The organism is Pseudomonas macauensis, assembly GCF_047902425.1.
GTDB lineage: Bacteria > Pseudomonadota > Gammaproteobacteria > Pseudomonadales > Pseudomonadaceae > Pseudomonas.
Genome location: NZ_CP138377.1, coordinates 125,499 through 147,552, shown reverse-complemented (window position 1 = coordinate 147,552; position 22,054 = coordinate 125,499). Strand labels below are relative to the sequence as shown.

Genomic DNA, 22,054 nt, shown 5'->3' with positions numbered 1-22,054 from the left:
AATGGCTACCGGTATGGAGCAATTCCTCCAGGTGTTCTTCGAGGAAACCGACGAACACCTGGCCACCCTCGAACTCCTGCTGATCGGGCTCGACCTCGATCAGCCGGACGCCGAGGCACTCAATGGTATTTTCCGCGCGGCCCACTCGATCAAGGGCTCCAGCGGCATGTTCGGCTTCGACGACCTGACCGCCGTCACCCACGAGCTGGAAACCCTGCTCGACCGCATCCGCTGCGGGCAGACCGCCCTGCGCGCGGAGATGATCGGGGTGTTCCTCGAAGCCCGCGACGTACTGCAGCGCCTGCTCGACGCCCACCGCGACCAGTGCCCGGACCCGAGCGTGCCGGTGCAGGCCACGGTGGAGCGCCTGCGCGCCTGGCTGGCGGAGCCTTCGAGCGCGCCGACCGACGACGGCTTCGGCCTCTTCAACGACGCACCGGGCACCCCCGAGGCGAGCGCCATCGGCGACGACGCCTTTGGATTCTTCGATGATGCGCCGGGTACGCCGTCGACCACTCCGGCATCCAGCGAAGACTTCGGTTTCTTCGACGATGCACCGGGTACGCCCAGCGCCAGCGAGGCACCCACCGCGCCCGCATCGACTCCAGTGCCCGCGCCGGCCAAGCCCGTGGCGGCAACGCGCGCGGACAGCCGCAGCGAGGGCGAGTCCAGCTCGATCCGGGTCAGCGTCGAGAAGATCGACAGCCTGATCAACCTGGTGGGCGAGCTGGTCATCACCCAGGCCATGCTCAGCCAGCTCAGCGAAGACCTCGACCCCAGCCACTACGAGCGTCTGCAGCAGGCCCTGGCGCAGCTGGAACACAACACCCGCGATCTGCAGGAATCGGTGATGTCGATCCGCATGTTGCCGATCAGCTTCATCTTCAGCCGCTTCCCGCGCCTGGTACACGACACCTCGGCGCGCCTCGGCAAGCAGGTGGAGCTGATCCTCCAGGGCGAGCACACCGAGCTGGACAAGAGCGTGATCGAAAAGCTCAGCGACCCGCTCACCCACATCGTGCGCAACAGCATCGACCATGGCATCGAAACGCCCGCCGAACGCCTGGCCGCCGGCAAGCCGGCCCAGGGCTCGGTGAAGCTCGCCGCCAGCCACCAGGGCGGCAGCGTGGTGGTGGAAATCTCCGATGACGGCCGCGGCCTCTCCCGCGAGCGCATCCTCGCCAAGGCTCGCGAGAAGGGCATGGCAGTGCAGGATTCGATGACCGACGCCGAGGTCTGGCAGCTGATCTTCATGCCCGGCTTCTCCACCGCCGAGACCGTCACCGAGCTCTCCGGGCGCGGCGTCGGCATGGACGTGGTGCGGCGCAACATCCAGGCCATGGGCGGACGCATCGAGATCGACTCGGCGCCGGGTATGGGTACCCGCTTGTGCATCCGCCTGCCGCTGACCCTGGCCATCCTCGACGGCCTGATCGTCGCGGTGGAGAAGGTCAACTACGTGATCCCGCTGACCTACATCGTCGAGTCGCTGCAGGCCCGCGCCGACGACGTACGCGGCATGGCCGGCGACGAGGCGGCGGTGATCCGCGTGCGCGGCGAGTACCTGCCGCTGTTCTCCCTGCACGAACTGCTGCACATCGACGCCACGCCCTTGCCGCCGGAGCAGGCCATCGTGGTGATCCTCGAATCCGAGGGCAAGAGCTTCGCCCTGCAGGTGGACGAGCTGGTCGGCCAGCAGCAGGTGGTGATCAAGAGCCTGGAACAGAACTTCCGCCGGATCGACGGGATCGCCGGCGCCACCATCATGGGCGACGGCAGCGTCGCCCTGATCCTCGATGTCGACGCCCTGCCGCGCCTGGCGGCACAAGGAGAAAGCCTTCATGAGCGCCTCTGAAGCCAGCGCAGCGATCAGCCCCGCGCAGGAATACCTGACCTTCACCCTGGGCCGCGAGGAGTACGCCATCGACATCCTGCGGGTGCAGGAGATCCGTGGTTACGACCAGGTCACCGCGATCGCCAACGCCCCCGCCTTCATCAAGGGCGTGATCAACCTGCGCGGCGCCATCGTGCCCATCGTCGACCTGCGCATCAAATTCAACCTGGACGACATCAGCTACGACCAGTTCACCGTGGTGATCATCCTCAACGTCGGCCGGCGCATCGTCGGCGCGGTGGTGGACTCGGTGTCCGACGTGATCGCCCTGTCCGGCGAGGAGATCAAGCCGCCGCCGGAGTTCGCCGCCAGCTTCGATACCGAATACCTGCTCGGCCTGGCCACCGCGGGCGAGCGGATGCTGATCCTGGTGGACATCGAAAAACTCATGACCAGCCGGGAAATGGCGCTGGTCGATGAAGCCGCCGCCTGACTGCCACACGACAAAAAAAGAATGAGCCGAGGATAACGACAATGGGTCTGTTCAACGCACACGCCGTGGCGCAGCAGCGCGCCGACCGCATCACCACCATTCTCCACAGCCTGGTCGACGGCAACCTCGATGTCGCCATCGGCGAGGCCCCTGCGCCCGGCTACGAGCGCCTCTACGACGGCCTGCGCAACGTGCAGCGCACTCTGCGCGAGCAGCGCGCGGAGCTGGCGCAGAACGAGGCCCTGGAAGCCGGCCTCGTGGAAATGACCCGCCAGCACGACCTGGGCTGGATCGACGAGGTGATCCCCGCCGACAAGCTCAGCGGCCGCCAGGCGCGCATCGCCAAGGGCATCAACGACCTGGTCGCCGCGCACATCGCGGTGAAGATGAAGGTGGTTTCCACCGTCACCGCCTACGGCCGTGGCGACCTCAGCGTGGAGATGGACCGCCTGCCGGGCAAGAAGGCGGTGATCACCGAGGCCATCGACGGCGTGCGCGCCAGCCTCAAGGCCTCCGCCGAAGCCGCCGAGTTCAACGTGCGGATCAAGAGCGCGCTGGACAACGTCACCGCCAACGTGATGATCGCCGACCGCGACTTCAACATCGTCTACATGAACCAGGCCGTGGGGCAGATGTTCCTCGCTGCCGAAGCCGATATCCGCAAGGAGCTGCCGGACTTCCGCGCCAGCAACATCCTCGGCGGCAGCATTGACCGTTTCCACAAGCACCCGGCGCACCAGCGCGGCCTGCTGGACCGCCTGGCGGGCACCTACGAGGCGAAGATCAAGCTGGGCGGACGCACGCTCACCGTGGTGGCCAACCCGGTGATCAACGAAGCCGGCGAACGCCTCGGCGCCGTGGTGGAGTGGCAGGACATCACCGAGCAGCTGGCCGCCCGCGAGCGCGAGGAACGCATCGCCGGGGAGAACGCGCGGATCAAGAGCGCGCTGGACAACGTCACCGCCAACGTGATGATCGCCGACCGCGACTTCAACATCGTCTACATGAACCAGGCCGTGGGACAGATGTTCCTCGCTGCCGAAGCCGATATCCGCCAGGAGCTGCCGGACTTCCGCGCCAGCAACATCCTCGGCGGCAGCATCGACCGTTTCCACAAGCACCCGGGGCACCAGCGCGGCCTGCTGGACCGTCTGGCGGGCACCTACGAGGCGAAGATCAAGCTGGGCGGACGCACGCTCACCGTGGTGGCCAACCCGGTGCTCAACGAAGCCGGCGAACGCCTCGGCGCCGTGGTGGAGTGGCAGGACATCACCGAGCAACTGGCCGCCCGCGAGCGCGAGCAACGCATCGCCGGGGAGAACGCACGGATCAAGAGCGCCCTGGACAACTGCAGCACCAACGTGATGATCGCCGACGGCGAGCGCAACATCATCTACATGAACAAGACCGTCACCGCCATGCTGCAGAATGCCGAGGCCGATCTGCGCAAGGCACTGCCGAGCTTCTCGGTGAGCAAGCTGATGGGTGGCTCGATCGACCAGTTCCACAAGCACCCCGAGCACCAGCAGCGCCTGCTCGCCACCTTCACCAGCACCTTCCGTACCCAGATCGAAGTCGGCGGACGCACCTTCGGCCTGGTGGCCAACCCGGTCATGAGCGACTCTGGCGAGCGCCTCGGCTCGGTGGTGGAATGGAACGACCGCACGCTGGAAGTGAACGTCGAGCGCGAGGTGGCCGGACTGGTCAATGCCGCCGCCGCGGGCGACTTCTCCAGGCGCATCTCCGAGGAGGGCAAATCCGGCTTCCTCCTCAACCTCACCAGCGGCCTCAACCAACTGGTGGACACCGCCGACAAGGGCCTGCGCGACGTCACCCGGATGCTCGCCGCGCTGTCCCAGGGCGACCTCACCCAGCGCATCGACGCCGACTACCAGGGCACCTTCGGCGAGCTCAAGGACTACTCCAACGAGACCGCGCAGAGCCTGTCGCGCATGCTCGGGCAGATCCGCGAGGCCGCCGACACCATCCATACCGCCGCCAGCGAGATCGCCAGCGGCAACGCCGAGCTGTCCACCCGCACCGAGCAGCAGGCCTCCAGCCTGGAAGAAACCGCGTCCAGCATGGAAGAGCTGACCAGCACCGTGAAGCTCAACGCCGAGAACGCCCGCCAGGCCAACTCGCTGGCGGTGAATGCCTCGGAAGTCGCCACCGAGGGCGGCAACGTGGTGCAGAAAGTGGTGGGCACCATGTCCGCCATCAACGACTCGGCACGCAAGATCGCCGACATCATCGGGGTGATCGACGGCATCGCCTTCCAGACCAACATCCTCGCGCTGAACGCCGCGGTGGAAGCGGCGCGCGCGGGAGAACAGGGCCGTGGCTTCGCGGTGGTGGCCGGGGAAGTGCGCACCCTGGCGCAACGTTCCGCCGCCGCCGCCAAGGAGATCAAGACGCTGATCAACGACTCGGTGGACAAGGTGGAGAACGGCAACACCCTGGTCGCCCAGGCCGGCCAGACCATGAGCGACATCGTGGTGGCGATCAAGCGCGTGACCGACATCATGGCCGAGATCGCCGCGGCCAGTGCCGAGCAGAGCAGCGGCATCGAGGAAGTGAACGGCGCGGTGTCGCAGATGGACGAGATGACCCAGCAGAACGCCGCCCTGGTCGAAGAGGCCGCGGCCTCCGCCGAAGCCCTGCAGGAGCAGGCCGGGCTGCTCAACCAGTCGGTCTCGGTGTTCAAGCTCGACACCTCGGCCACCGTGGTGCCCCTGGCCGCCGCCCGCCCGGCGCGGACCGAGGCGCCGGCCCACAGCACCCGCGCCTCGCGCGGCGTGGCCAAGGCGGTGCGGGCCAAGGGCAAGGAGGAGGATTGGGAAGAGTTCTAGTGGGCGGGGCAGGGACGGCGGCGACCGGAGCAATGAGAGGGCCGGTTGCCGCGTGCTGACCAGGGAGGGTCGGAGATGAGACGTAAGCGTAGGGCGTATAACGTTCGACGTTATCCGCCGTTTGATCTTGATCCCAGGCACTCCGGGCTCGGTCACGAAGTCGCGGCTTCGCGGCGCTCAGGGCTCAGGGCTCAGGGCTCAGGGCTCAGCCATAACGCCGACGATGAGTACGCCCTACAACTCCAGTAGGGCACATGACGCCACAGGCGTTATCCGCCCTACGCAAGCTGCTCACCATCGAGACTGACGATGTCGATCAACCTGCCCGCCCCCGACCACGAATTCCACTACACCCGCCGCGACTTCCAGCAGGTGCGCGAACGGCTGTACCGGCACGCCGGCATCAGCCTCTCGGAGAACAAGGAACAACTGGTCTACAGCCGCCTTTCCCGGCGTCTGCGCAGCCTGCGGCTGAACAGCTTCGCCGAGTACTTCGCCTACCTGGAGAACCACGAGGAAGAGTGGCAACTGTTCGTCAACGCGCTGACCACCAACCTCACCGCCTTCTTCCGCGAGCGCCACCACTTCGAACACCTGGCGCGCTTCGCCGACGAGCAGCTGCTCGACCACCGCCCGCTGCGCGTCTGGTCGGCCGCGTCGAGCACCGGCGAAGAGCCCTACTCCATCGCCATGACGCTGGTGGACGCCCTGGGCAGCTTCACGCCGCCGGTGCAGATCATCGCCTCGGACATCGACACCGGCGTGCTGCACAGCGCCCGCCAGGGCATCTACCCGCTGGAGCGCCTGGAAGCACTGAGCACCTCGCAGAAGCGGCGCTTCTTCCTGCGCGGCACCGGCGCCAACGCCGGCAAGGCGCGGGTGGTCGGCGAGCTGCGGCAACTGGTGGAGTTCCGCCAGATCAACCTGCTCGACGCCAACTGGGGCATAGCCGGCGGGCTCGACGCGATCTTCTGCCGCAACGTGATGATCTACTTCGACAAGCCGACCCAGACCCGCCTGCTCGAACGCATGGTCGGCCTGCTGCGGCCCGGCGGGATACTGTTCGCCGGGCACTCGGAGAACTTCGTCCACGCCGCCCACCTGGTGCGCTCGGTGGGCCGCACCACCTACCAGGCGGCGAGAACCGTCTGAGATGAGCCAGCTCAACCGCTATTACGATCCGCGCTTCGGCCTGGACGCAGTGAAGCTGCTGCCCGGCGAATGCTTCGTCACCGACGAGGAGCTGATGATCGTCACCGTGCTCGGCTCCTGCGTCTCGGTCTGCCTGCGCGACCGCAGCCTGGGATTGGGCGGGATGAACCACTTCATGCTGCCCGGCGACACCGGCGCCAACAGCCTGCTGACCAGCTCCGGGCGCTACGGCGTGCACGCCATGGACCTGCTGATCAACGGCCTGATGCGCCGTGGCGCGCAGCGCCGCAACTTCGAGGCCAAGGTGTTCGGCGGCGGCTCTGTGCTGCAGAACCTCAGCGCCGAAGTGGGCCAGCGCAACGTCGAGTTCGTCCTCGATTACCTGAGCGCCGAGGGCATTCCGGTGCTCGCCCAGGACCTGCTCGACGTGCACCCGCGCAAGGTCTACTACTTCCCCGGCAGCGGCCGGGTACTGGTGCGCAAACTGCGCGCGCTGGCCAACGACACGCTGTTGCAGCGCGAGCGACAGTACCGCCAGCAGCTGTCGCGGCAGACACGCGGCGGCACCATCGATCTGTTCTGAAGGAGGACATCATGGCGGTCAGGGTTCTGGTGGTGGACGATTCGGCGCTGGTCCGCAGCCTGCTCAAGGACATCATCCAGGGCGACCCGGAGCTGCAACTGGTGGGCCTGGCGCCAGATGCCTTCGCCGCCCGCGACCTGATCAAGCAGCACTCGCCGGACGTGATCACCCTCGACGTGGAAATGCCGCGCATGGACGGCCTGACCTTCCTCGACAAGCTGATGAAGGGCCGGCCCACTCCTGTGCTGATGATTTCCTCGCTCACCGAGAAAGGCTCCGAAGCCACCCTGCGCGCCCTGGAGCTGGGCGCCATCGACTTCATCGCCAAGCCGCGCCTGGGCATTGCCGAAGGCATGCAGGCCTACACCGAGGAAATCCGCGCCAAGCTCAAGACCGCCGCCCGTGCGCGGATGCGCAGGCCCAGCGCCTCGGCCATGGCGAGCGTCGCGGCTGGCGGGCCGCTGCTGAGCACCGAGAAGATCATCGCCATCGGCGCCTCCACCGGCGGCACCGAGGCGATCAAGGAAGTGTTGCTGGGACTACCGCCGGACTGTCCCGGCACCGTGGTCACCCTGCACATGCCGCCGGGCTTCACCAGGTCCTATGCCGAGCGCCTGGACCGCCAGACCCGCCTGTCCGTGCGCGAGGCCCGCGACGGCGACCGCGTCCTCCCCGGCCACGTACTCATCGCCCCCGGCGACTTCCACATGGAAGTGCGCCGCAGCGGCGCCAACTACGTGGTGCACCTGCAGCACGAGGCGGCGGTCAACGGCCACCGGCCGGCGGTGGACGTGATGTTCGACTCCCTCGCCCGCTGCGCCGGACGCAACCTGCTGGCGGCCCTGCTCACCGGCATGGGCAAGGACGGCGCGCGGGGCCTGCTGGCGATCCGCCAGGCCGGCGGCCACACCGTCGCCCAGGACGAAGCCAGCTGTGTGGTCTACGGCATGCCCCGCGAGGCGGTGGAGCTGGGCGCGGCGAAGGAAGTCCTGCCGCTGGAACGCATCGCTGCGGCCCTCCTACACCAGGCTCGACAGAGCGGCGGCGGAAATCGCGTCTAGTAGCGCACGAAATCAGAACGCCACCTGAGCGATCTTTCAGACAGTGACTAGACTCTCCAGTCGATAGCGTGACGCCAAAATTATGGCGTTGCGCCATTAATTTGGTTTGATTGTGCCGGTATACAAACTGCACAATTGAGCTTTCGCCAAAAGACCGGCAGACGGCGGGCGACGAGGGGAACTGAGAGAGCCATGGCGGCAAGATGGGGGTTGCGCGGTAAATCGGTGGTGGCATTGCTCATCGCCTGTCTTCTGGCGTTGGTACCGGCGGTGTTGCTGGGCTGGAAGGCCATGGAGGACATCCGCACGCATTTCGGCCTCGCCTTTGCGAGAAACTTCACCCTGCTCAACCAACAGAAGATCATCGCTCCGGTGATTCGCGAGCTTGCGCTGTCGCGGCGGCTGGCCGAGTCCGTGGTGACCCAGGACTGGATGCTCGCCGAGAACAATCCGGCGCGCCGCTCGCTGTTCTTCCGCGAAGCCGAGGGCTTCCGCGCCGACCAGCACAACTACTCCTACTTCGTGGTGGTGAACGCCTCGCACCACTACTACTTCAACGACTCCAATTCGCCGCTGTCCAACTCGCCGCGCTACACCCTGAGCGAGGACGACCCGAAGGACGCCTGGTACTTCGAGACCCTGGCGCGCGACGAGCCGTACAACATCAACGTCGACTACAACGAGAAGCTCAAGGTCACCAAGGTCTGGTTCAACATGGTGGTCCGCTCCGGCAACGAGAAGGTCGGCCTGGCCGGCGGCGGCCTGGACCTCACCGAGTTCCTCGACCAGTTCATCTCGCGCCGCGAAGCCGGGGTGACGCCGATGATCGTCGCCCCCGACGGCGCCATCCAGGCACACCCGGACACGAACATGATCGCCTACTCCTCCGGCGCCGGCGCCAAGGCGCAGCACCGCGTGTTCGACCTGCTGGGCAACGACCGCGAACGCGACGCCCTGCGCCAGACTCTGCGCCAGGCCGAGGCCAACCCCGGCGAAGTCGAGATGATGTGGGCGACGGTGGATGGCAAGAACCAGCTGCTGGCCATGGCCTACATCCCTCAACTGCGCTGGCACGTGCTCAGCGTCATCGACCTGCACGCCGCGCAGGTGCTCGACAGCCGCTGGATGTGGCCGCTGGTGGGTACCCTCGCAGGGCTGCTGGCGATCCTGCTGATCGGCTTCGCCTACACCGTCGACCTGCTGGTGCTGCGCCCGCTGCGCGGCCTCAAGCAATCGGCCAAGGCAATTGCCGCCGGCCAGTACGACAGCCCGCTGCCGCGCACCCGCCCGGACGAGATCGGCGAACTGTCCTCCGCCTTCGCCAGCATGGCCGACCAGGTGCGCCGGCATACCGAGGAACTGGAAGACAAGGTGCAGCAGCGCACCCAGGCGCTGGAAGCCGCCAACCGCGAGATGGCCGCCGCGCAGAAGAAGATCGGTGACTCCATCGACTACGCCAGCCTGATCCAGCGCGCCATCCTCCCCGACCGCCAGCTGCAGAAATCCCTGGGCGAGCACCACTTCGTCCTGTGGAAACCGCGCGACGTGGTCGGCGGCGACTTCTACATCTACCGCGAAGGTCCCCGCGACAGCCTGATCGGCGTGGTCGACTGCGCCGGCCACGGCGTGCCCGGCGCGCTGATGACCATGCTTGCCCTGGCCGCCATCGACCACGCGGTGGACAGCGTGAAAAGCCACGACCCGGCCGCCATCCTGCGCGAAACCGACCACGTCATGCGCGGCATGCTCAGCGAGGAACAGGTCACCCGCTCCCTGGCCACCAACATGGACGCCGGGCTCGTGCGCGTCGACCACGGCCGCCGCGTGCTGCATTTCGCCGGCGCGAAGATCTCCCTGTTCGCCAGCGACGGCACCGACGTGCGCGAATACAAGGGCGCGCGCCGCGCCATCGGCGACAAGCGCCAGGGCGACTACCAGGACGTCGAGATCCCCATGGAAGCGGGCTGGACCTACTACCTGTGCACCGACGGCTTCCTCGACCAGGCCGGCGGCGAACACGGCTTCGGCTTCGGCAACAGCCGCTTCGCCGACATGCTGCGCAGCCACGCACGCAGGCCGCTGGCCGAGCAGGCGGACGTATTCGCCGCGACCCTGGCCCAGTACCAGGGCGAGCGGCCGCAGCGCGACGACATCACCATCCTCTCCTTCCGATTCGACTAGGGGTATTCCATGGAATCGCTAGATCTGTTGGCCATGCGCGAGAGCTTCACCCGGCAACGCATCCTGCTCTGCTTCAACGGCCCCATCTCGCGCAGCCTGATCGAGGAAATCGGTCACGCCCTGCGCAACTACCTGCAAGCCGAACAGGCGCATCCCAGCGAAGCCATGGACGTGTTCGCGGTGTACATCGAGATGACCCAGAACATCCGCCATTACGCCGCCGTACGCGGCTACGGCGAGCAGGAAGCCTCGGCCACCGTCGCCATCGCCCGTAACGACGAAGGCCACTACGTGGTCTCCGCCGGCAACCTGGTGGAGATCGAGGACGGCCGCAGCCTGGTGCGCAGCATCGAGGCCATCGCCGGGCTCGACAAGGTCCAGCTCAAGGCCGCCTACAAGGAACAACTGCGCCGCCCGCGCGATGCCGAAGCCACCTCCGGCGCAGGCCTGGGCCTCTTGGACATCGCCCGCAAATCCAGCGCGCCGCTCAAGACTTCCCTCACCGAACAACCCGATGGCCGCGCCTTCTTCAGCCTGCGCGCCGTGATCTGAACCTGCGAATTCAGGAACACCCAGCCATGACCGAGCTCAACATTTCAGGAACCCAGTCCACCCCCTCGATCCACGGCGACTGGCAGGCCGGCACCCTCACGATGCAGGGCGACTCCTACCCGGAAAACTCCTATGAACTGTTCGGCCAGGTGATCGAATGGGTCGAGCGCTTCCTCGCCCAGGCCCAGCGCCCGCTCGCCCTCGACCTGCGCCTGCTGTACCTCAACACCAGCTCCATCAAGGCCATGATGGACATCTTCGACCTGCTCGAAGAAGCCCACCGCGACGGCCGCGTAGCCACCGTCACCTGGCACTACGACCGCCGCAACGAGCGCGTCGCCGAGCTGGCCGAGGAATTCCGCGAGGACTGTACCTTCCCGTTCGTCATCCAAGCCTACGACGAGTAAGAGCCATGACAAGCGAGCGCGAGCTGGACCTGCTGATCGACGAATTGCTGGCCGATCCTCAGTACGAAGGGCACCCCCTGCGCGAGGCCCTGTACCTGAAACACCAGCAATCGCTCGACCAGCTCGCGCGCCTGGAGCGCATCGCAAAGATTTCCGACGGTTTCCAGTCCATGGCCCGGGCGCAGAACAGCACCTTGTCCGAGCGCTACCACAAGCAGCTGCGCCAGCTGGAAAAGGTCGCGCGCATCTCCGACCGCTACCAGAACATGATGCGCGACCTGAACATCGCCCTGCGCGAAGCCTCCACCCACGACCCGCTCACCGGTATCGCCAACCGCCGCCTGCTGATGGAGCGCCTGCGCGAAGAAAGCGAGCGCGCCCAGCGCAACCGAGAAACCTACGTCCTGGCCATGCTCGACGTGGACCGTTTCAAGCAGGTCAACGACACCTGGGGCCACGATATCGGCGACCGCGTGCTGGTGGAAATCGGCCGCGCCATGCAGGCCGCGCTGCGCCAGTACGACCTTTGCGGGCGCTGGGGCGGCGAGGAATTCCTCATCCTCCTCCCGGAAACCCGCCTGACCGACGCCGCCGCCATCATCGAGCGCGTGCGCAGCGACATCCGCTGCCTCGTCGTACGCGTCGGCACCGAAGCCCTCTCCGTCACTGCCAGCTTCGGCGTGGCCGAACACCAGCCCGGTGAAAGCTACTCGCAGACCGTCAGCCGCGCCGACGCGGCGCTGCTCGACGCCAAGCGCAGCGGACGGGACAAGTGCGAGTTCGCGCAGGGGTGAGCTGAAGCAACGCACCGGTGTGCTTCACTCTTCTGGCATCTGTTGCCAGCTCCGATTAAGGTCCATGGACCGCCAGGAAAGGATGCAACATGGCTATCAAGACCCCCGTTCCCCGCCAGCAGAAGCACCTCGCCGTCCTGATTGACGCCGACAACGCCCCCGCCGCCATCGTCGAAGGGCTGTTCGAAGAGATCGCCAAGTACGGCGTTGCCAGCGTAAAGCGCATCTACGGTGACTGGACCAAGCCACAACTGGGCAAGTGGAAGCAGGTGCTGCTGGACCACTCCATCCAGCCGATGCAGCAGTTCGCCTATACCAGTGGCAAAAACGCCACCGACAGCGCGCTGATCATCGACGCCATGGACCTGCTGTACACCCGTCGTTTCGATGGCTTCTGCCTGGTCTCCAGCGACAGCGACTTCACCCGCCTGGCCGCGCGGCTGCGCGAGGAAGGGCTGACCGTCTACGGCTTCGGCGAGGAAAAGACACCAAAGCCCTTCGTCTCTGCCTGCGACAAGTTCGTCTATACGGAGATCCTGCGCGCGACTCCCGAGGTCGCTGCGGAGCCACTCCCAGCAGTCGATAAGACCGCTCCGCCCAGCGTCAGCGATACGCCCAGGCAGATCGCCAAACCCAAGTCACAGAAAGTCCCTCTGGACTTCATCGCGAAGGTGCTCGATGACATCGATGGAGACGATGACGACTGGGTTCAACTGGGTGCATTGGGGCAGAACATCAGCAAGCTGCAGCCCGCATTCGATCCGCGCCTGTATGGCTTCAAGAAGCTCAGTGACCTGATCAAAGGCAATCCCAAGCGCTTCGAACTGCAGGCGCGAGGCACCAGCAGCACTGGTGGAAAGGATTTGTACGTGCGTAACGTGAGTGCTGCACGCTGAGTGCGGCTCTACCGCCCCTCCTACCAAAGGCACCCTACCCAACCCGCCGCCAGCTCCCTAGACTGGTCGCTTTCGCCAATCCGGAGGGCACCATGCAACCCATCTTCAACTTCACCCTCGGCGTCGACCCTCGCGCGCGCGAGGTAGTTGTCCAGGGCCTGCTCGCCTACAACTTCGAGCAGATGGGCCGCAGCAACACCTACGACGACTTCGAGCTCTACGCCCGCGACGAGCAGGGCGAAGTGGTCGGCGGCATGTTCGGCCAATCGGGCATGGGCTGGCTCTACATCGACTACCTCTGGCTGCCGGGCGACCAGCGCGGCAACGGCCTCGGCGCCCAGCTCATCGCCCAGGCCGAAGCGGAAGCCCGCCGCCGCGGCTGCGTAGGGGTGTTCCTCTACACCTACAGCTTCCAGGCGCCGGGCTTCTACGAGAAGCAGGGCTTCGAGCGCATGGGCGTGCTGGAAGACTGCCCGCCGGGGCATCAGCGGATTTACCTGAAGAAGCATTTCGGCTGATCTGGAGCCACTCCTACGCGGCGCGGCAAGCTCCCGTAGGAGCAGACTCCGTCCGCGATGATGCTCTTGGGCCCTACGAAGCTGTACAGACTTTTTGCCCACCGATCCAGAAACGGAAAAGGCCGGTCACTCGACCGGCCTTTCTCGTTCATGCGTAATCGCGGGAGAGTCTTCAGCTAACTCACCGCGCCGCCCACGCATTGAAGCGCTGCTCCAGCTGTTCCCCATGGTCAGTCCAGAAGGTCACGTCGACCGGGATCTGCTGTTCGATGTTCTGCGGTGCGGTGGGCAGATCGGCCACGCGTTTCGCGTCCAGCAGTTCCATCCCCTTGAGGTTGGCGGCGCCGTAGTCGATGTGCTGGGAGAAGCTCTTCTGCTGCTCGGGTTCGAGGGTGTAGCCGATGAACTGGCGGGTCATGTCCTGCTGCGGCGCGCCCTTGGGGATGGCCCAGGAGTCGAACTCGTAGATGCCACCGTTCCACACGATGTCCAGGCCGTACTGCTGGCGCTGCTGGGCGGAAAGGCGGCCGTTATAGACGGAGCTCATGACCACGTCACCGGCGGCGAGGAATTGCGGCGGCTGGGCGCCGGCCTCCCACCACTGGATGTACGGCTTGATCTGGTCGAGCTTGGCAAAGGCACGGTCCTGTCCTTGCGGGGTGGCGAGCACCTGGTAGACCTCGGCGGGTTTCACACCGTCGGCGAGCAGGGCGAATTCCAGGGTGGACTTGGCCAGCTTGCGCAGGCCGCGCTTGCCGGGGAATTTCTCGACGTCCCAGAAGTCGCTCCAGCTGGTGGGCGCGCTGGCGAGTTTGTTGCGGTTGTAGGCGAGCACGGTGGAGTAGACGAGGAAACCAATACCGCAGGGCTGGATAGCGCCGGGCACGAAGTCTTCCTGCTTGAGGCCGAGCTGCGCCGGATCGAGTTCTTCGAACATGCCTTCGTCGCAGCCACGGGCGAGTTCGGCGCCTTCCACTTCGACGACATTCCAGGCAACGCTGCCGGTGTCGACCATCGCCTTGATCTTGGCCATTTCGCCGTTGTATTCGCCGGACACCAGGCGGTTGCCGCTGTTCTGCTGCCAGGGTTTGTAGAAGGCCTGGACCTGGGCGTCCTTGTTGGTGCCGCCGAAGGACACGACGGTTAGGTCGCCAGCGAACGACTGGCTGGTGGCGGCGAGGGCGATCGCCAGGGAGGTGAGCTTGAGGATCCTGGTCATTATTGTTGTCTCCACGTTGCAGGGTGTTGCGTCCATTACGTTCGGGGAGCCGGCGGACCGGCGCTCGATACCTACAGTGGTTGGTCGCTTGCTTGTCGTGGGCGCGACCAGGGCCCCGGCGATGCGCGGATCGCCGTGTGTGCGGAATTCAGGGGGTGGAAAGAAAAAAGGCATGGTCGTTACCGACCATGCCTTTTTCGTCAGCCTCAGCCGTTGCTGGGGAAGGCGAACTGCGCAGCTTCGTGCGACTTGCGCTGCGGCCAGCGCTGGGTGATGGCCTTGCGCTTGGTGTAGAAGCGCACGCCGTCCGGGCCGTAGGCGTGGAGGTCGCCGAACAGCGAACGCTTCCAGCCGCCGAAGCTGTGGTAGGCCACCGGCACCGGCAGCGGAACGTTGATGCCGACCATGCCGACTTCGATCTCGTCGCAGAACAGGCGGGCCGCTTCACCGTCACGGGTGAACAGGCAGGTGCCGTTGCCGTATTCGTGGTCGTTGATCAGCTTCATGGCGTCTTCGAGGCTGTTCACGCGGACGATGCACAGGACCGGGCCGAAGATTTCTTCCTTGTAGATGGTCATCTCGGGGGTCACCTGGTCGAACAGGGTGCCGCCGACGAAGAAGCCGTTCTCGTGACCGGCAACCTTGTAGCCACGGCCGTCCACCAGCAGCTTGGCGCCCTGCTCGACGCCGCTGTCGATGTAGCCGGTGACCTTGGCCTGCGCCGCGCCAGTGACCAGCGGGCCCATGTCGAGGCCGCAGGAGGTGCCGGCGCCGATCTTCAGGCCCTTGATCTGCGGGACGATCTTGTCGACCAGCGCGTCGGCGATCTGGTCGCCCACGCAGACGGCCACGGAGATGGCCATGCAGCGCTCGCCGCAGGAGCCGTAGGCCGCGCCCATCAGTGCGCTGACGGCGTTGTCCAGGTCACAGTCGGGCATCAGTACGGCGTGGTTCTTGGCGCCGCCCAGGGCCTGCACGCGCTTGCCGCGCTTGGTGCCTTCGGAATAGATGTACTCGGCGATCGGGGTCGAGCCGACGAAGCTCAGGGCTTTGACTTCCGGAGCCTCGATCAGCGCGTCCACGGCTTCCTTGTCGCCGTGCACGACGTTCAGCACGCCCTTGGGCAGGCCGGCTTCTTCGAACAGCTCGGCGATCAGCAGGGTGGAGCTCGGGTCACGCTCGGACGGCTTCAGCACGAAGGTGTTGCCGCAGGCGATGGCCAGCGGGTACATCCACAGCGGCACCATGGCCGGGAAGTTGAACGGGGTGATGCCGGCAACCACGCCGATGGGCTGGAAGTCGCTCCAGGCGTCGATGTTCGGGCCGACGTTGCGGGTGTATTCGCCCTTGAGGATTTCCGGGGCGGCGCAGGCGTATTCGACGTTCTCGATACCGCGCTTGAGTTCACCGGCGGCGTCTTCGAGGGTCTTGCCGTGTTCTTCGCTGATCAGCTGGACGATGCGCTGCTCGTTGGCTTCGAGCAGTTGCTTGAAGCGGAACAGGACCTGGGCACGCTTGGCCGGCGGGGTGTTGCGCCAGGCCGGGAAGGCGGCCTTGGCGGCGTCGATGGCCTTCTGCACGGTGGCGCGGCTGGCCAGGGGGACCTTGCGTACGGCTTCGCCGGTGGACGGGTTGAAGACGTCGGCGCTGCGGCCGGTGTCGGCGATCAGTTCGCCGCCGATCAGGTGCTTGACGGTGCTCATGGGTTGTCTCTTCTCGCTGAAAGTGTGGGGCGGGGTTCTTTCAAGAGCCCCTCTCCCTAGCCCTCTCCCTGAAGGGAGAGGGGATTGTTCGGTGTGAAGCGTGGGCTGCAAGGCACGCCGGCAGCCACTCTAGGGTGACTTGTCCCGGCATGCCTGCTTGCGTGCCCGCGCGCTCAGTGGTCGTGCGGCTGGCCGTCCTTGAGCTCGATCTCGATGAAGGCCACTTCGTGATCGCAGGGGTTGATCACGTTGTGTTCGGTACCGATCTGGCGGGTGTAGCTCTGGCCCAGGACCAGCGGCGCGCGCCGCTCGCCCTCGGGGGTTTCCAGCAGCAGCTCGCCGTTGGTCACCGGCACCACGACATATTCCATGCCGTGGCGGTGCCAGCCGGTCTCGGCACCGGGGGCGAAACGCCACTCGGTGACCAGGACCTTGTCGTTGTCGATCTGTACCGTGGGGACGGCCTTCGGACGTTCGCTCACTTAAGCCACCCCGTTGAGGGCGTCGCCGACGGCGCTGAACAGGCGGTCCAGGTCTTCAGGCTTGGCGTTGAAGGTCGGGCCGAACTGCAGGGTGTCGCCGCCGAAGCGCACGTAGAAGCCTTCTTTCCACAGCTTCATGCTGGCTTCGAACGGACGCACGATGGCGTCGCCGTCGCGGCCGGCGATCTGGATCGCGCCGGCCAGGCCGCAGTTGCGGATGTCGATGACGTTCTTCGCGCCCTTCAGGCCGTGGATGGCCTTCTCGAAGTACGGCGCCAGCTCCAGGGACTGTTGGATGAGGTTTTCCTTCTCCAGCAGGTCCAGCGCGGCGATGCCGGCGGCGCAGGCGACCGGGTGCGCGGAGTAGGTGTAGCCATGGCCGAATTCCACCGCGTATTCCGGCAGGCTCTGGCCCATGAAGGTGTCGTAGATTTCACTGCTGGCGATCACCGCGCCCATGGGGATGGCGCCGTTGGTGACCTGCTTGGCGACGTTCATGATGTCCGGGGTCACGCCGAAGTATTCGGCGCCGGTGGCCTTGCCCATGCGGCCGAAGGCGGTGATCACTTCGTCGAAGATCAGCAGGATGTTGTGCTGGTCGCAGATTTCGCGCAGGCGCTGCAGGTAGCCCTTCGGCGGTACCAGTACGCCGGCGGAGCCGGACATCGGCTCGACGATGACGGCGGCGATGTTGGACGCGTCATGCAGTTCGATCAGCTTGAGCAGCTCGTTGGCCAGCTCGACGCCGCCGGTCTCGGCCATGCCCGGAGTGAAGGCCATGCCCGGCTGCAGGGTGTGCGGCAGGTGGTCGACGTCCATCAGTTGGCCAAACATCTTGCGGTTGCCGCCGATGCCGCCCAGGGAGGTGCCGGCGACGTTCACGCCGTGGTAGCCACGGGCGCGGCCGATCAGCTTGGTCTTCTGCGACTGGCCTTTGATGCGCCAGTAGGCACGGGCCATCTTGATGGAGGTGTCGGCGCACTCGGAACCCGAGCCGGTGAAGAACACATGGTTCAGGTTGCCGGGGGTCATCTGGGCGATCTTCTCGGCCAGCTTGAAGGACAGCGGGTGGCCGTACTGGAAGCCCGGGGAGTAGTCGAGGGTGGTCAGCTGCCTGGACACCGCGTCGGCGATTTCCTTGCGCGAGTGGCCGGCGCCGCAGGTCCACAGGCCGGAGAGGCTGTCGTAGATCTTGCGGCCCTTGTCGTCGACCAGGTAGCTGCCTTCGGCGCCGACGATGATGCGCGGGTCCTTGTGGAAGTTGCGGTTGGCGCTGAAGGGCATCCAGTGGGCCTTCAGGTTCAGTTCGCTGGCCACCGACGGGGTGACGTTCACGTGCTGGTTCATGGAGCTTGTCCTCGACGACAGTCTTGTTGGGCGCGCAGGCCGCGTCGTGCCTGCTGCGATAGCCCAAGATTGAGCCTGACTAAACGTGAGTTAAAGCCTATTCTTCTCACGCTCAGTTTCGAATTGGTAAAACTAAAATGGCAAAATCCCGCGCGCCCTCCCTGGGCCAGGTCAGCGACTTCGAGATCCGCCTGCTGCGCATCTTCAAAACCATAGTCGAGTGCGGCAGCTTCTCGGCCGCGGAAAGCACGCTGGGCATCAGCCGCTCGGCCATCAGCCTGCACATGGGCGACCTGGAGAAACGTCTGGGCATGCGCCTGTGCCAGCGCGGCCGCGCCGGCTTCGCCATGACCGACGAGGGCCGCGAGGTGTACCGCGCCACCCAGTCGCTGCTGGCGGCGCTGGAGGGTTTTCGCGCGGAGGTGAACGAGCTGCACCAACACCTGCGCGGCGCGCTGAACATCGGCATCATCAATAACCTGGTGACTCTGCCGCAGATGCGCATCACCCATGCCCTGCGCGCGCTGAAGGCCAGCGGGCCGGGGGTACGGATCAATATCGGCATGACCACGCCCAACGAGATCGAGCTGGGCGTGCTCGACGGACGCCTGCACGTGGGCGTGGTGCCGCTGATCAGTCCGCTGTCGGGGCTGGAGTACTCCTCTCTCTATGAAGAACGCTCGCTGCTGTACTGCAGCCGCGAACACCCGCTGTTCGAACGCGACGACGCGAGCATCACGGTGGAGGAAGTGCACGCCTGCGATGCCGTGGCGCCGAGCTACCGCATTCCCGCCGAGGCGCAGGAGCGGCATCAGGAACTGCGCGGCGGCGCCAATGCCTCCGACCGCGAGGGCATGGCCTTCCTGATCCTCACCGGCAGCTACATCGGCTACCTGCCCGACCACTACGCCGCCGACTGGGTCGCCCAGGGCCGCATGCGGGCGCTGCGGCCGGAGCGCTTCCAGTACGACATCCCGCTGACCGTGGTCACCCGCAAGGGCCGCCGGCCGAACCTGGTGCTGGAGCGGTTCCTGGAGGCGGTGGCGGAGAGCCGATAATCCGTACCCGTAGGGCGTATAACGCTCCGCGTGACTTCAAGGCATGCCGAGATCAGCCACGGAGCTGCGATAGGGCAAGGTATATCGGCGTACAACCGCGAACGGTTGTACGCCCTACGCGGCTGACCCAAAGCCTGGAAAAACCGCCTACGGCGCCCTGCCCACACGCTGCCTATCCAATTTGTCACCCCAGCCACCAAAAATCCTATACCCCCGCCCTTTCGGCCCGCATGCCGCGTGGCTTGCGGCCCGACAGCTTTTCCCTAGCCAGCGACTACAAAAAACATAATTTCGCTATTGCCAGCCTCTGAACAGAATGCGCCCAAGCACCTCGCTACTAGCCGCAACAAGCAGAACAACGAGATCAGAGTCAGAGGAAGCAAGCCATGACCGAGCTGAATCCGAACGCCTTCGCCAAGAAGTCGCTCGATAACCTGGAAATCGATACGCTGGTCGTTGGCGCCGGTCAGGCCGGCGTGGCCATGAGCGAGCACCTGACCAGCCTGGGCGTACCGCACATCGTGCTGGAGAAGAGCCGCATCGCCGAAGCCTGGCGCACCGGCCGCTGGGACTCCCTGGTCGCCAACGGCCCGGCCTGGCACGACCGCTTCCCGAACATGGAATTCTCCGTCGGCCCGGACGAGTTCCCGGCCAAGGAGCAGGTAGCGGACTACTTCGTCGCCTACGCCAAGCAGTTCAACGCGCCGATCCACACCGGCGTGGAAGTGAAGAAGGTGACCCGCAACAACGGCCGTCCCGGCTTCACCGTGGAAACCTCCGAAGGCACCCTCCAGGCCCTGCGCATCGTTTCCGCCACCGGCCCGTTCCAGCGCCCGGTGATCCCTGCCATTGCGCCGAAGACCGAGAGCCTGCAGCAGATCCACTCGGCCCAGTACTACAACCCGCAGCAGCTGCCCGAAGGCGCCGTGCTGGTGGTGGGCGCCGGCTCCTCCGGCGTGCAGATCGCCGACGAGCTGAACCGCGCCGGCAAGAAGGTCTTCCTCTCCGTGGGCGCCCATGACCGTCCGCCGCGCTCCTACCGCAACCGTGACTTCGTCTGGTGGCTGGGTGTGCTCGGCCTGTGGGACGCCGAGGAAGTGCAGCCGGGTCGCGAGCACGTGACCATCGCCGTGAGCGGTGCCCGTGGTGGCGAGACCATCGACTTCCGCCGCCTGGCCAACGAGGGCATCACCCTGGTCGGCCTGACCAAGGCCTTCGAAGGTGGCAAGGTGACCTTCCAGGACGACCTGCTGAAGAACCTCAAGGCGGGCGACGAGAACTACCTGGGCCTGCTGGACGCCGCCGATGCCTACATCGAGCGCAACGGCCTGGACCTGCCGGAAGAGCCGGAGGCCCGCAAGGTCTACCCGGACGCCGAATGCGTACGCAACCCTATCCTCGAACTGGACCTGGCCGCCGCCGGCATCACCTCGATCATCTGGGCCACCGGCTATGCCGTGGACTTCAACTGGCTGCAGGTCGATGCCTTCGACGAGAAGGGCAAGCCCAAGCACCAGCGTGGCGTATCCCGCGAGCCGGGCGTGTACTTCGTCGGCCTGCCGTGGCTGTCGCGCCGGGGCTCCTCGTTCATCTGGGGTGTCTGGCACGACGCCAAGCACGTGGCCGGCCACATCGCCACCCAGCGTAAATATGTCGAATACCAGGACGCTTCGCAGCGCGAAGCCTCCGTTCAAAAAGCCGCTTCCTGGGAGTAAGAGATGCCTACCCATACTCGCATCCGCATGTTCAACACCAAGGACACCTACCCGAACCAGACCCTGGACAACGACCTCTGCCAGGCCGTACGCGCCGGCAACACCGTGTACGTACGCGGCCAGGTCGGCACCGACTTCGAGGGCAACCTGGTAGGGCTGGGTGACCCGCGCGCCCAGGCCGAGCAGGCGATGAAGAACGTCAAGCAGCTGCTCGAAGAAGCCGGCAGCGACCTGTCGCACATCGTCAAGACCACCACCTACATCATCGACCCGCGCTACCGCGAGCCGGTGTACCAGGAAGTCGGCAAGTGGCTGAAGGGCGTGTTCCCGATCTCCACCGGCCTCGTGGTATCGGCCCTGGGCCAGCCGCAGTGGCTGATGGAAATCGACGTCATCGCGGTCATTCCGGACTGATGAATGGCTGAGGCGAAGCGGCGACGCGGGGATTTCCCTGCCTCGCCGTTTTGTCGTTTACGACACAGGATTGATTAAGGAGCTCCCATGACCTTTTCCATCGTTGGACGCTGCGCCGAGACCGGCCAGCTGGGTATCGCCATCAGCTCCTCGAGCATTGCCGTGGGCGCCCGTTGCCCCTGGGTACGCGCCGGCGTTGGCGCGGTGGCCACACAGAACGTCACCCTGCCGGCCCTCGGCCCGCAGATCCTGGACCTGCTGGAAACCGGCCTGGAGCCTGGCGCGGCACTGGACAAGGCGCTGTCGAGCAACGGCTACAGCCAGTACCGCCAGGTGACCGTGATCGACCAGCACGGCAAGGTCGCGCTGTTCACCGGCAGCGAAGCGCTGGGCGTGAACCACGCGGTGGCCGGCGAGAACTGCGTGGCGGCGGGCAACCTGCTGTCCTCCACGGCAGTAATGGAAGCCATGACCCGCGCCTTCGAGCAGGCCGACGGCTGCCTGGCCGAGCGCCTGCTGGCGGCCATGCAGGCGGCGATGGCCGCCGGTGGCGAAGCCGGTCCGGTGCATTCGGCGGCGATGAAGGTGGTGGGCGACCTGGTCTGGCCGATCGTCGACCTGCGCGTAGACTGGGCCGACGAGGCGCCGATCGATGAGCTGGAAAAGCTCTGGGTCGCCTACAAGCCGCAGCTGCAGGACTACCTCACCCGCGCCCTCGACCCGACCAAGGCGCCGAGCTACGGCGTGCCGGGCGACGAGTGATGCCTTGAACATGTAGGAGCGAGGGGGACGCCTA

At 65.9% G+C, this 22,054-nt stretch carries 20 protein-coding genes; 16 read left to right on the top strand and 4 right to left on the bottom strand.

Features of this window, described 5'->3' with window-relative positions:
- Position 1 precedes the first annotated feature (1 nt).
- The 12 genes from SD196_RS00685 to SD196_RS00630 all read left to right on the top strand — a co-directional run bounded on the left by SD196_RS00685 (position 2) and on the right by SD196_RS00630 (position 13,320).
- On the top strand, positions 2 to 1,855 hold the full coding sequence (locus SD196_RS00685) for a chemotaxis protein CheA (protein WP_343576180.1): 1,854 nt from the start codon (positions 2 to 4) through the stop codon (positions 1,853 to 1,855).
- Complete coding sequence (locus SD196_RS00680; protein ID WP_275609580.1) at positions 1,842 to 2,327, top strand: chemotaxis protein CheW; 486 nt, start codon at positions 1,842 to 1,844, stop codon at positions 2,325 to 2,327. Before SD196_RS00685 ends, SD196_RS00680 begins: the two co-directional genes overlap by 14 nt.
- Positions 2,328 to 2,368: 41 nt before the next feature.
- A complete protein-coding gene (locus SD196_RS00675) occupies positions 2,369 to 5,176 on the top strand; it encodes a methyl-accepting chemotaxis protein (protein ID WP_416310953.1) in 2,808 nt (935 codons plus the stop codon).
- A gap of 309 nt (positions 5,177 to 5,485) precedes the next feature.
- Positions 5,486 to 6,328, top strand: coding sequence for a CheR family methyltransferase (locus tag SD196_RS00670; RefSeq protein ID WP_331315322.1), 843 nt, complete (start codon positions 5,486 to 5,488; stop codon positions 6,326 to 6,328).
- 1 nt (position 6,329) lies between these two features.
- Positions 6,330 to 6,911, top strand: coding sequence for a chemoreceptor glutamine deamidase CheD (cheD, locus tag SD196_RS00665; protein WP_275609578.1), 582 nt, complete (start codon positions 6,330 to 6,332; stop codon positions 6,909 to 6,911).
- 11 nt (positions 6,912 to 6,922) lie between these two features.
- Positions 6,923 to 7,972 carry a protein-glutamate methylesterase/protein-glutamine glutaminase gene (locus tag SD196_RS00660; RefSeq protein WP_275609577.1) on the top strand — a complete coding sequence of 350 codons (1,050 nt, stop codon included), beginning with the start codon at positions 6,923 to 6,925 and terminating at the stop codon, positions 7,970 to 7,972.
- 192 nt (positions 7,973 to 8,164) lie between these two features.
- Positions 8,165 to 10,153: a biofilm regulation protein phosphatase SiaA gene (gene siaA / locus SD196_RS00655; RefSeq protein ID WP_343576170.1), complete on the top strand. Its 1,989-nt coding sequence runs from the start codon at positions 8,165 to 8,167 to the stop codon at positions 10,151 to 10,153.
- Between the two features lie 9 nt (positions 10,154 to 10,162).
- Complete coding sequence (gene siaB, locus SD196_RS00650) at positions 10,163 to 10,705, top strand: biofilm regulation protein kinase SiaB (protein ID WP_275609575.1); 543 nt, start codon at positions 10,163 to 10,165, stop codon at positions 10,703 to 10,705.
- Between the two features lie 26 nt (positions 10,706 to 10,731).
- Positions 10,732 to 11,112, top strand: a complete 381-nt coding sequence (siaC, locus tag SD196_RS00645) for a biofilm regulation phosphoprotein SiaC (protein ID WP_275609574.1) — start codon at positions 10,732 to 10,734, stop codon at positions 11,110 to 11,112.
- A gap of 5 nt (positions 11,113 to 11,117) precedes the next feature.
- A complete protein-coding gene (gene siaD, locus SD196_RS00640) occupies positions 11,118 to 11,906 on the top strand; it encodes a biofilm regulation diguanylate cyclase SiaD (protein WP_275609573.1) in 789 nt (262 codons plus the stop codon).
- An 89-nt stretch (positions 11,907 to 11,995) separates the two neighbouring features.
- Positions 11,996 to 12,802: an NYN domain-containing protein gene (locus tag SD196_RS00635; RefSeq protein ID WP_331315312.1), complete on the top strand. Its 807-nt coding sequence runs from the start codon at positions 11,996 to 11,998 to the stop codon at positions 12,800 to 12,802.
- Positions 12,803 to 12,894: 92 nt separating this feature from the next.
- The gene (locus SD196_RS00630) at positions 12,895 to 13,320 is read left to right on the top strand and encodes a GNAT family N-acetyltransferase (RefSeq protein ID WP_331315310.1); all 426 of its coding nucleotides are present in this window, start codon (positions 12,895 to 12,897) and stop codon (positions 13,318 to 13,320) included.
- A gap of 181 nt (positions 13,321 to 13,501) precedes the next feature.
- On the opposite strand, the gene SD196_RS00625 is transcribed toward SD196_RS00630, so the two are convergent.
- The 4 genes from SD196_RS00625 to SD196_RS00610 form a co-directional block, all read right to left on the bottom strand.
- A complete protein-coding gene (locus SD196_RS00625; protein ID WP_416310952.1) occupies positions 13,502 to 14,539 on the bottom strand; it encodes an ABC transporter substrate-binding protein in 1,038 nt (345 codons plus the stop codon).
- A 206-nt stretch (positions 14,540 to 14,745) separates the two neighbouring features.
- Positions 14,746 to 16,242, bottom strand: a complete 1,497-nt coding sequence (locus SD196_RS00620) for a CoA-acylating methylmalonate-semialdehyde dehydrogenase (RefSeq protein WP_275609568.1) — start codon at positions 16,240 to 16,242, stop codon at positions 14,746 to 14,748.
- Between the two features lie 173 nt (positions 16,243 to 16,415).
- Entirely contained in the window at positions 16,416 to 16,724 is a 309-nt protein-coding gene (locus tag SD196_RS00615) for a cupin domain-containing protein (RefSeq protein WP_275609567.1), read from the bottom strand.
- On the bottom strand, positions 16,725 to 18,071 hold the full coding sequence (locus tag SD196_RS00610) for an aspartate aminotransferase family protein (protein WP_343576160.1): 1,347 nt from the start codon (positions 18,069 to 18,071) through the stop codon (positions 16,725 to 16,727).
- Positions 18,072 to 18,208: 137 nt separating this feature from the next.
- Between SD196_RS00610 and SD196_RS00605 the strand changes: the two genes are divergently transcribed.
- The 4 genes from SD196_RS00605 to SD196_RS00590 all read left to right on the top strand — a co-directional run bounded on the left by SD196_RS00605 (position 18,209) and on the right by SD196_RS00590 (position 22,020).
- On the top strand, positions 18,209 to 19,129 hold the full coding sequence (locus SD196_RS00605) for a LysR family transcriptional regulator (protein ID WP_343576158.1): 921 nt from the start codon (positions 18,209 to 18,211) through the stop codon (positions 19,127 to 19,129).
- Between the two features lie 386 nt (positions 19,130 to 19,515).
- Positions 19,516 to 20,844 (top strand): NAD(P)/FAD-dependent oxidoreductase, encoded by a 1,329-nt coding sequence (locus SD196_RS00600; protein ID WP_343576156.1) that lies wholly within the window; start codon positions 19,516 to 19,518, stop codon positions 20,842 to 20,844.
- A gap of 3 nt (positions 20,845 to 20,847) precedes the next feature.
- Positions 20,848 to 21,258, top strand: a complete 411-nt coding sequence (locus SD196_RS00595; protein WP_207884764.1) for a RidA family protein — start codon at positions 20,848 to 20,850, stop codon at positions 21,256 to 21,258.
- Between the two features lie 87 nt (positions 21,259 to 21,345).
- Positions 21,346 to 22,020, top strand: a complete 675-nt coding sequence (locus tag SD196_RS00590; RefSeq protein ID WP_275609563.1) for a DUF1028 domain-containing protein — start codon at positions 21,346 to 21,348, stop codon at positions 22,018 to 22,020.
- The last annotated feature ends 34 nt before the right edge of the window (positions 22,021 to 22,054 follow it).

Bases quoted from the DNA above. Each gene is read 5' to 3' on its own strand.
- SD196_RS00685 (WP_343576180.1), top strand. From the start codon at position 2: ATGGCTACCGGTATGGAGCAATTCCTCCAGGTGTTCTTCGAGGAAACC.
- SD196_RS00680 (WP_275609580.1), top strand. From the start codon at position 1,842: ATGAGCGCCTCTGAAGCCAGCGCAGCGATCAGCCCCGCGCAGGAATAC.
- SD196_RS00675 (WP_416310953.1), top strand. From the start codon at position 2,369: ATGGGTCTGTTCAACGCACACGCCGTGGCGCAGCAGCGCGCCGACCGC.
- SD196_RS00670 (WP_331315322.1), top strand. From the start codon at position 5,486: ATGTCGATCAACCTGCCCGCCCCCGACCACGAATTCCACTACACCCGC.
- cheD (WP_275609578.1), top strand. From the start codon at position 6,330: ATGAGCCAGCTCAACCGCTATTACGATCCGCGCTTCGGCCTGGACGCA.
- SD196_RS00660 (WP_275609577.1), top strand. From the start codon at position 6,923: ATGGCGGTCAGGGTTCTGGTGGTGGACGATTCGGCGCTGGTCCGCAGC.
- siaA (WP_343576170.1), top strand. From the start codon at position 8,165: ATGGCGGCAAGATGGGGGTTGCGCGGTAAATCGGTGGTGGCATTGCTC.
- siaB (WP_275609575.1), top strand. From the start codon at position 10,163: ATGGAATCGCTAGATCTGTTGGCCATGCGCGAGAGCTTCACCCGGCAA.
- siaC (WP_275609574.1), top strand. From the start codon at position 10,732: ATGACCGAGCTCAACATTTCAGGAACCCAGTCCACCCCCTCGATCCAC.
- siaD (WP_275609573.1), top strand. From the start codon at position 11,118: ATGACAAGCGAGCGCGAGCTGGACCTGCTGATCGACGAATTGCTGGCC.
- SD196_RS00635 (WP_331315312.1), top strand. From the start codon at position 11,996: ATGGCTATCAAGACCCCCGTTCCCCGCCAGCAGAAGCACCTCGCCGTC.
- SD196_RS00630 (WP_331315310.1), top strand. From the start codon at position 12,895: ATGCAACCCATCTTCAACTTCACCCTCGGCGTCGACCCTCGCGCGCGC.
- SD196_RS00625 (WP_416310952.1), bottom strand. From the start codon at position 14,539: ATGACCAGGATCCTCAAGCTCACCTCCCTGGCGATCGCCCTCGCCGCC.
- SD196_RS00620 (WP_275609568.1), bottom strand. From the start codon at position 16,242: ATGAGCACCGTCAAGCACCTGATCGGCGGCGAACTGATCGCCGACACC.
- SD196_RS00610 (WP_343576160.1), bottom strand. From the start codon at position 18,071: ATGAACCAGCACGTGAACGTCACCCCGTCGGTGGCCAGCGAACTGAAC.
- SD196_RS00605 (WP_343576158.1), top strand. From the start codon at position 18,209: ATGGCAAAATCCCGCGCGCCCTCCCTGGGCCAGGTCAGCGACTTCGAG.
- SD196_RS00600 (WP_343576156.1), top strand. From the start codon at position 19,516: ATGACCGAGCTGAATCCGAACGCCTTCGCCAAGAAGTCGCTCGATAAC.
- SD196_RS00595 (WP_207884764.1), top strand. From the start codon at position 20,848: ATGCCTACCCATACTCGCATCCGCATGTTCAACACCAAGGACACCTAC.
- SD196_RS00590 (WP_275609563.1), top strand. From the start codon at position 21,346: ATGACCTTTTCCATCGTTGGACGCTGCGCCGAGACCGGCCAGCTGGGT.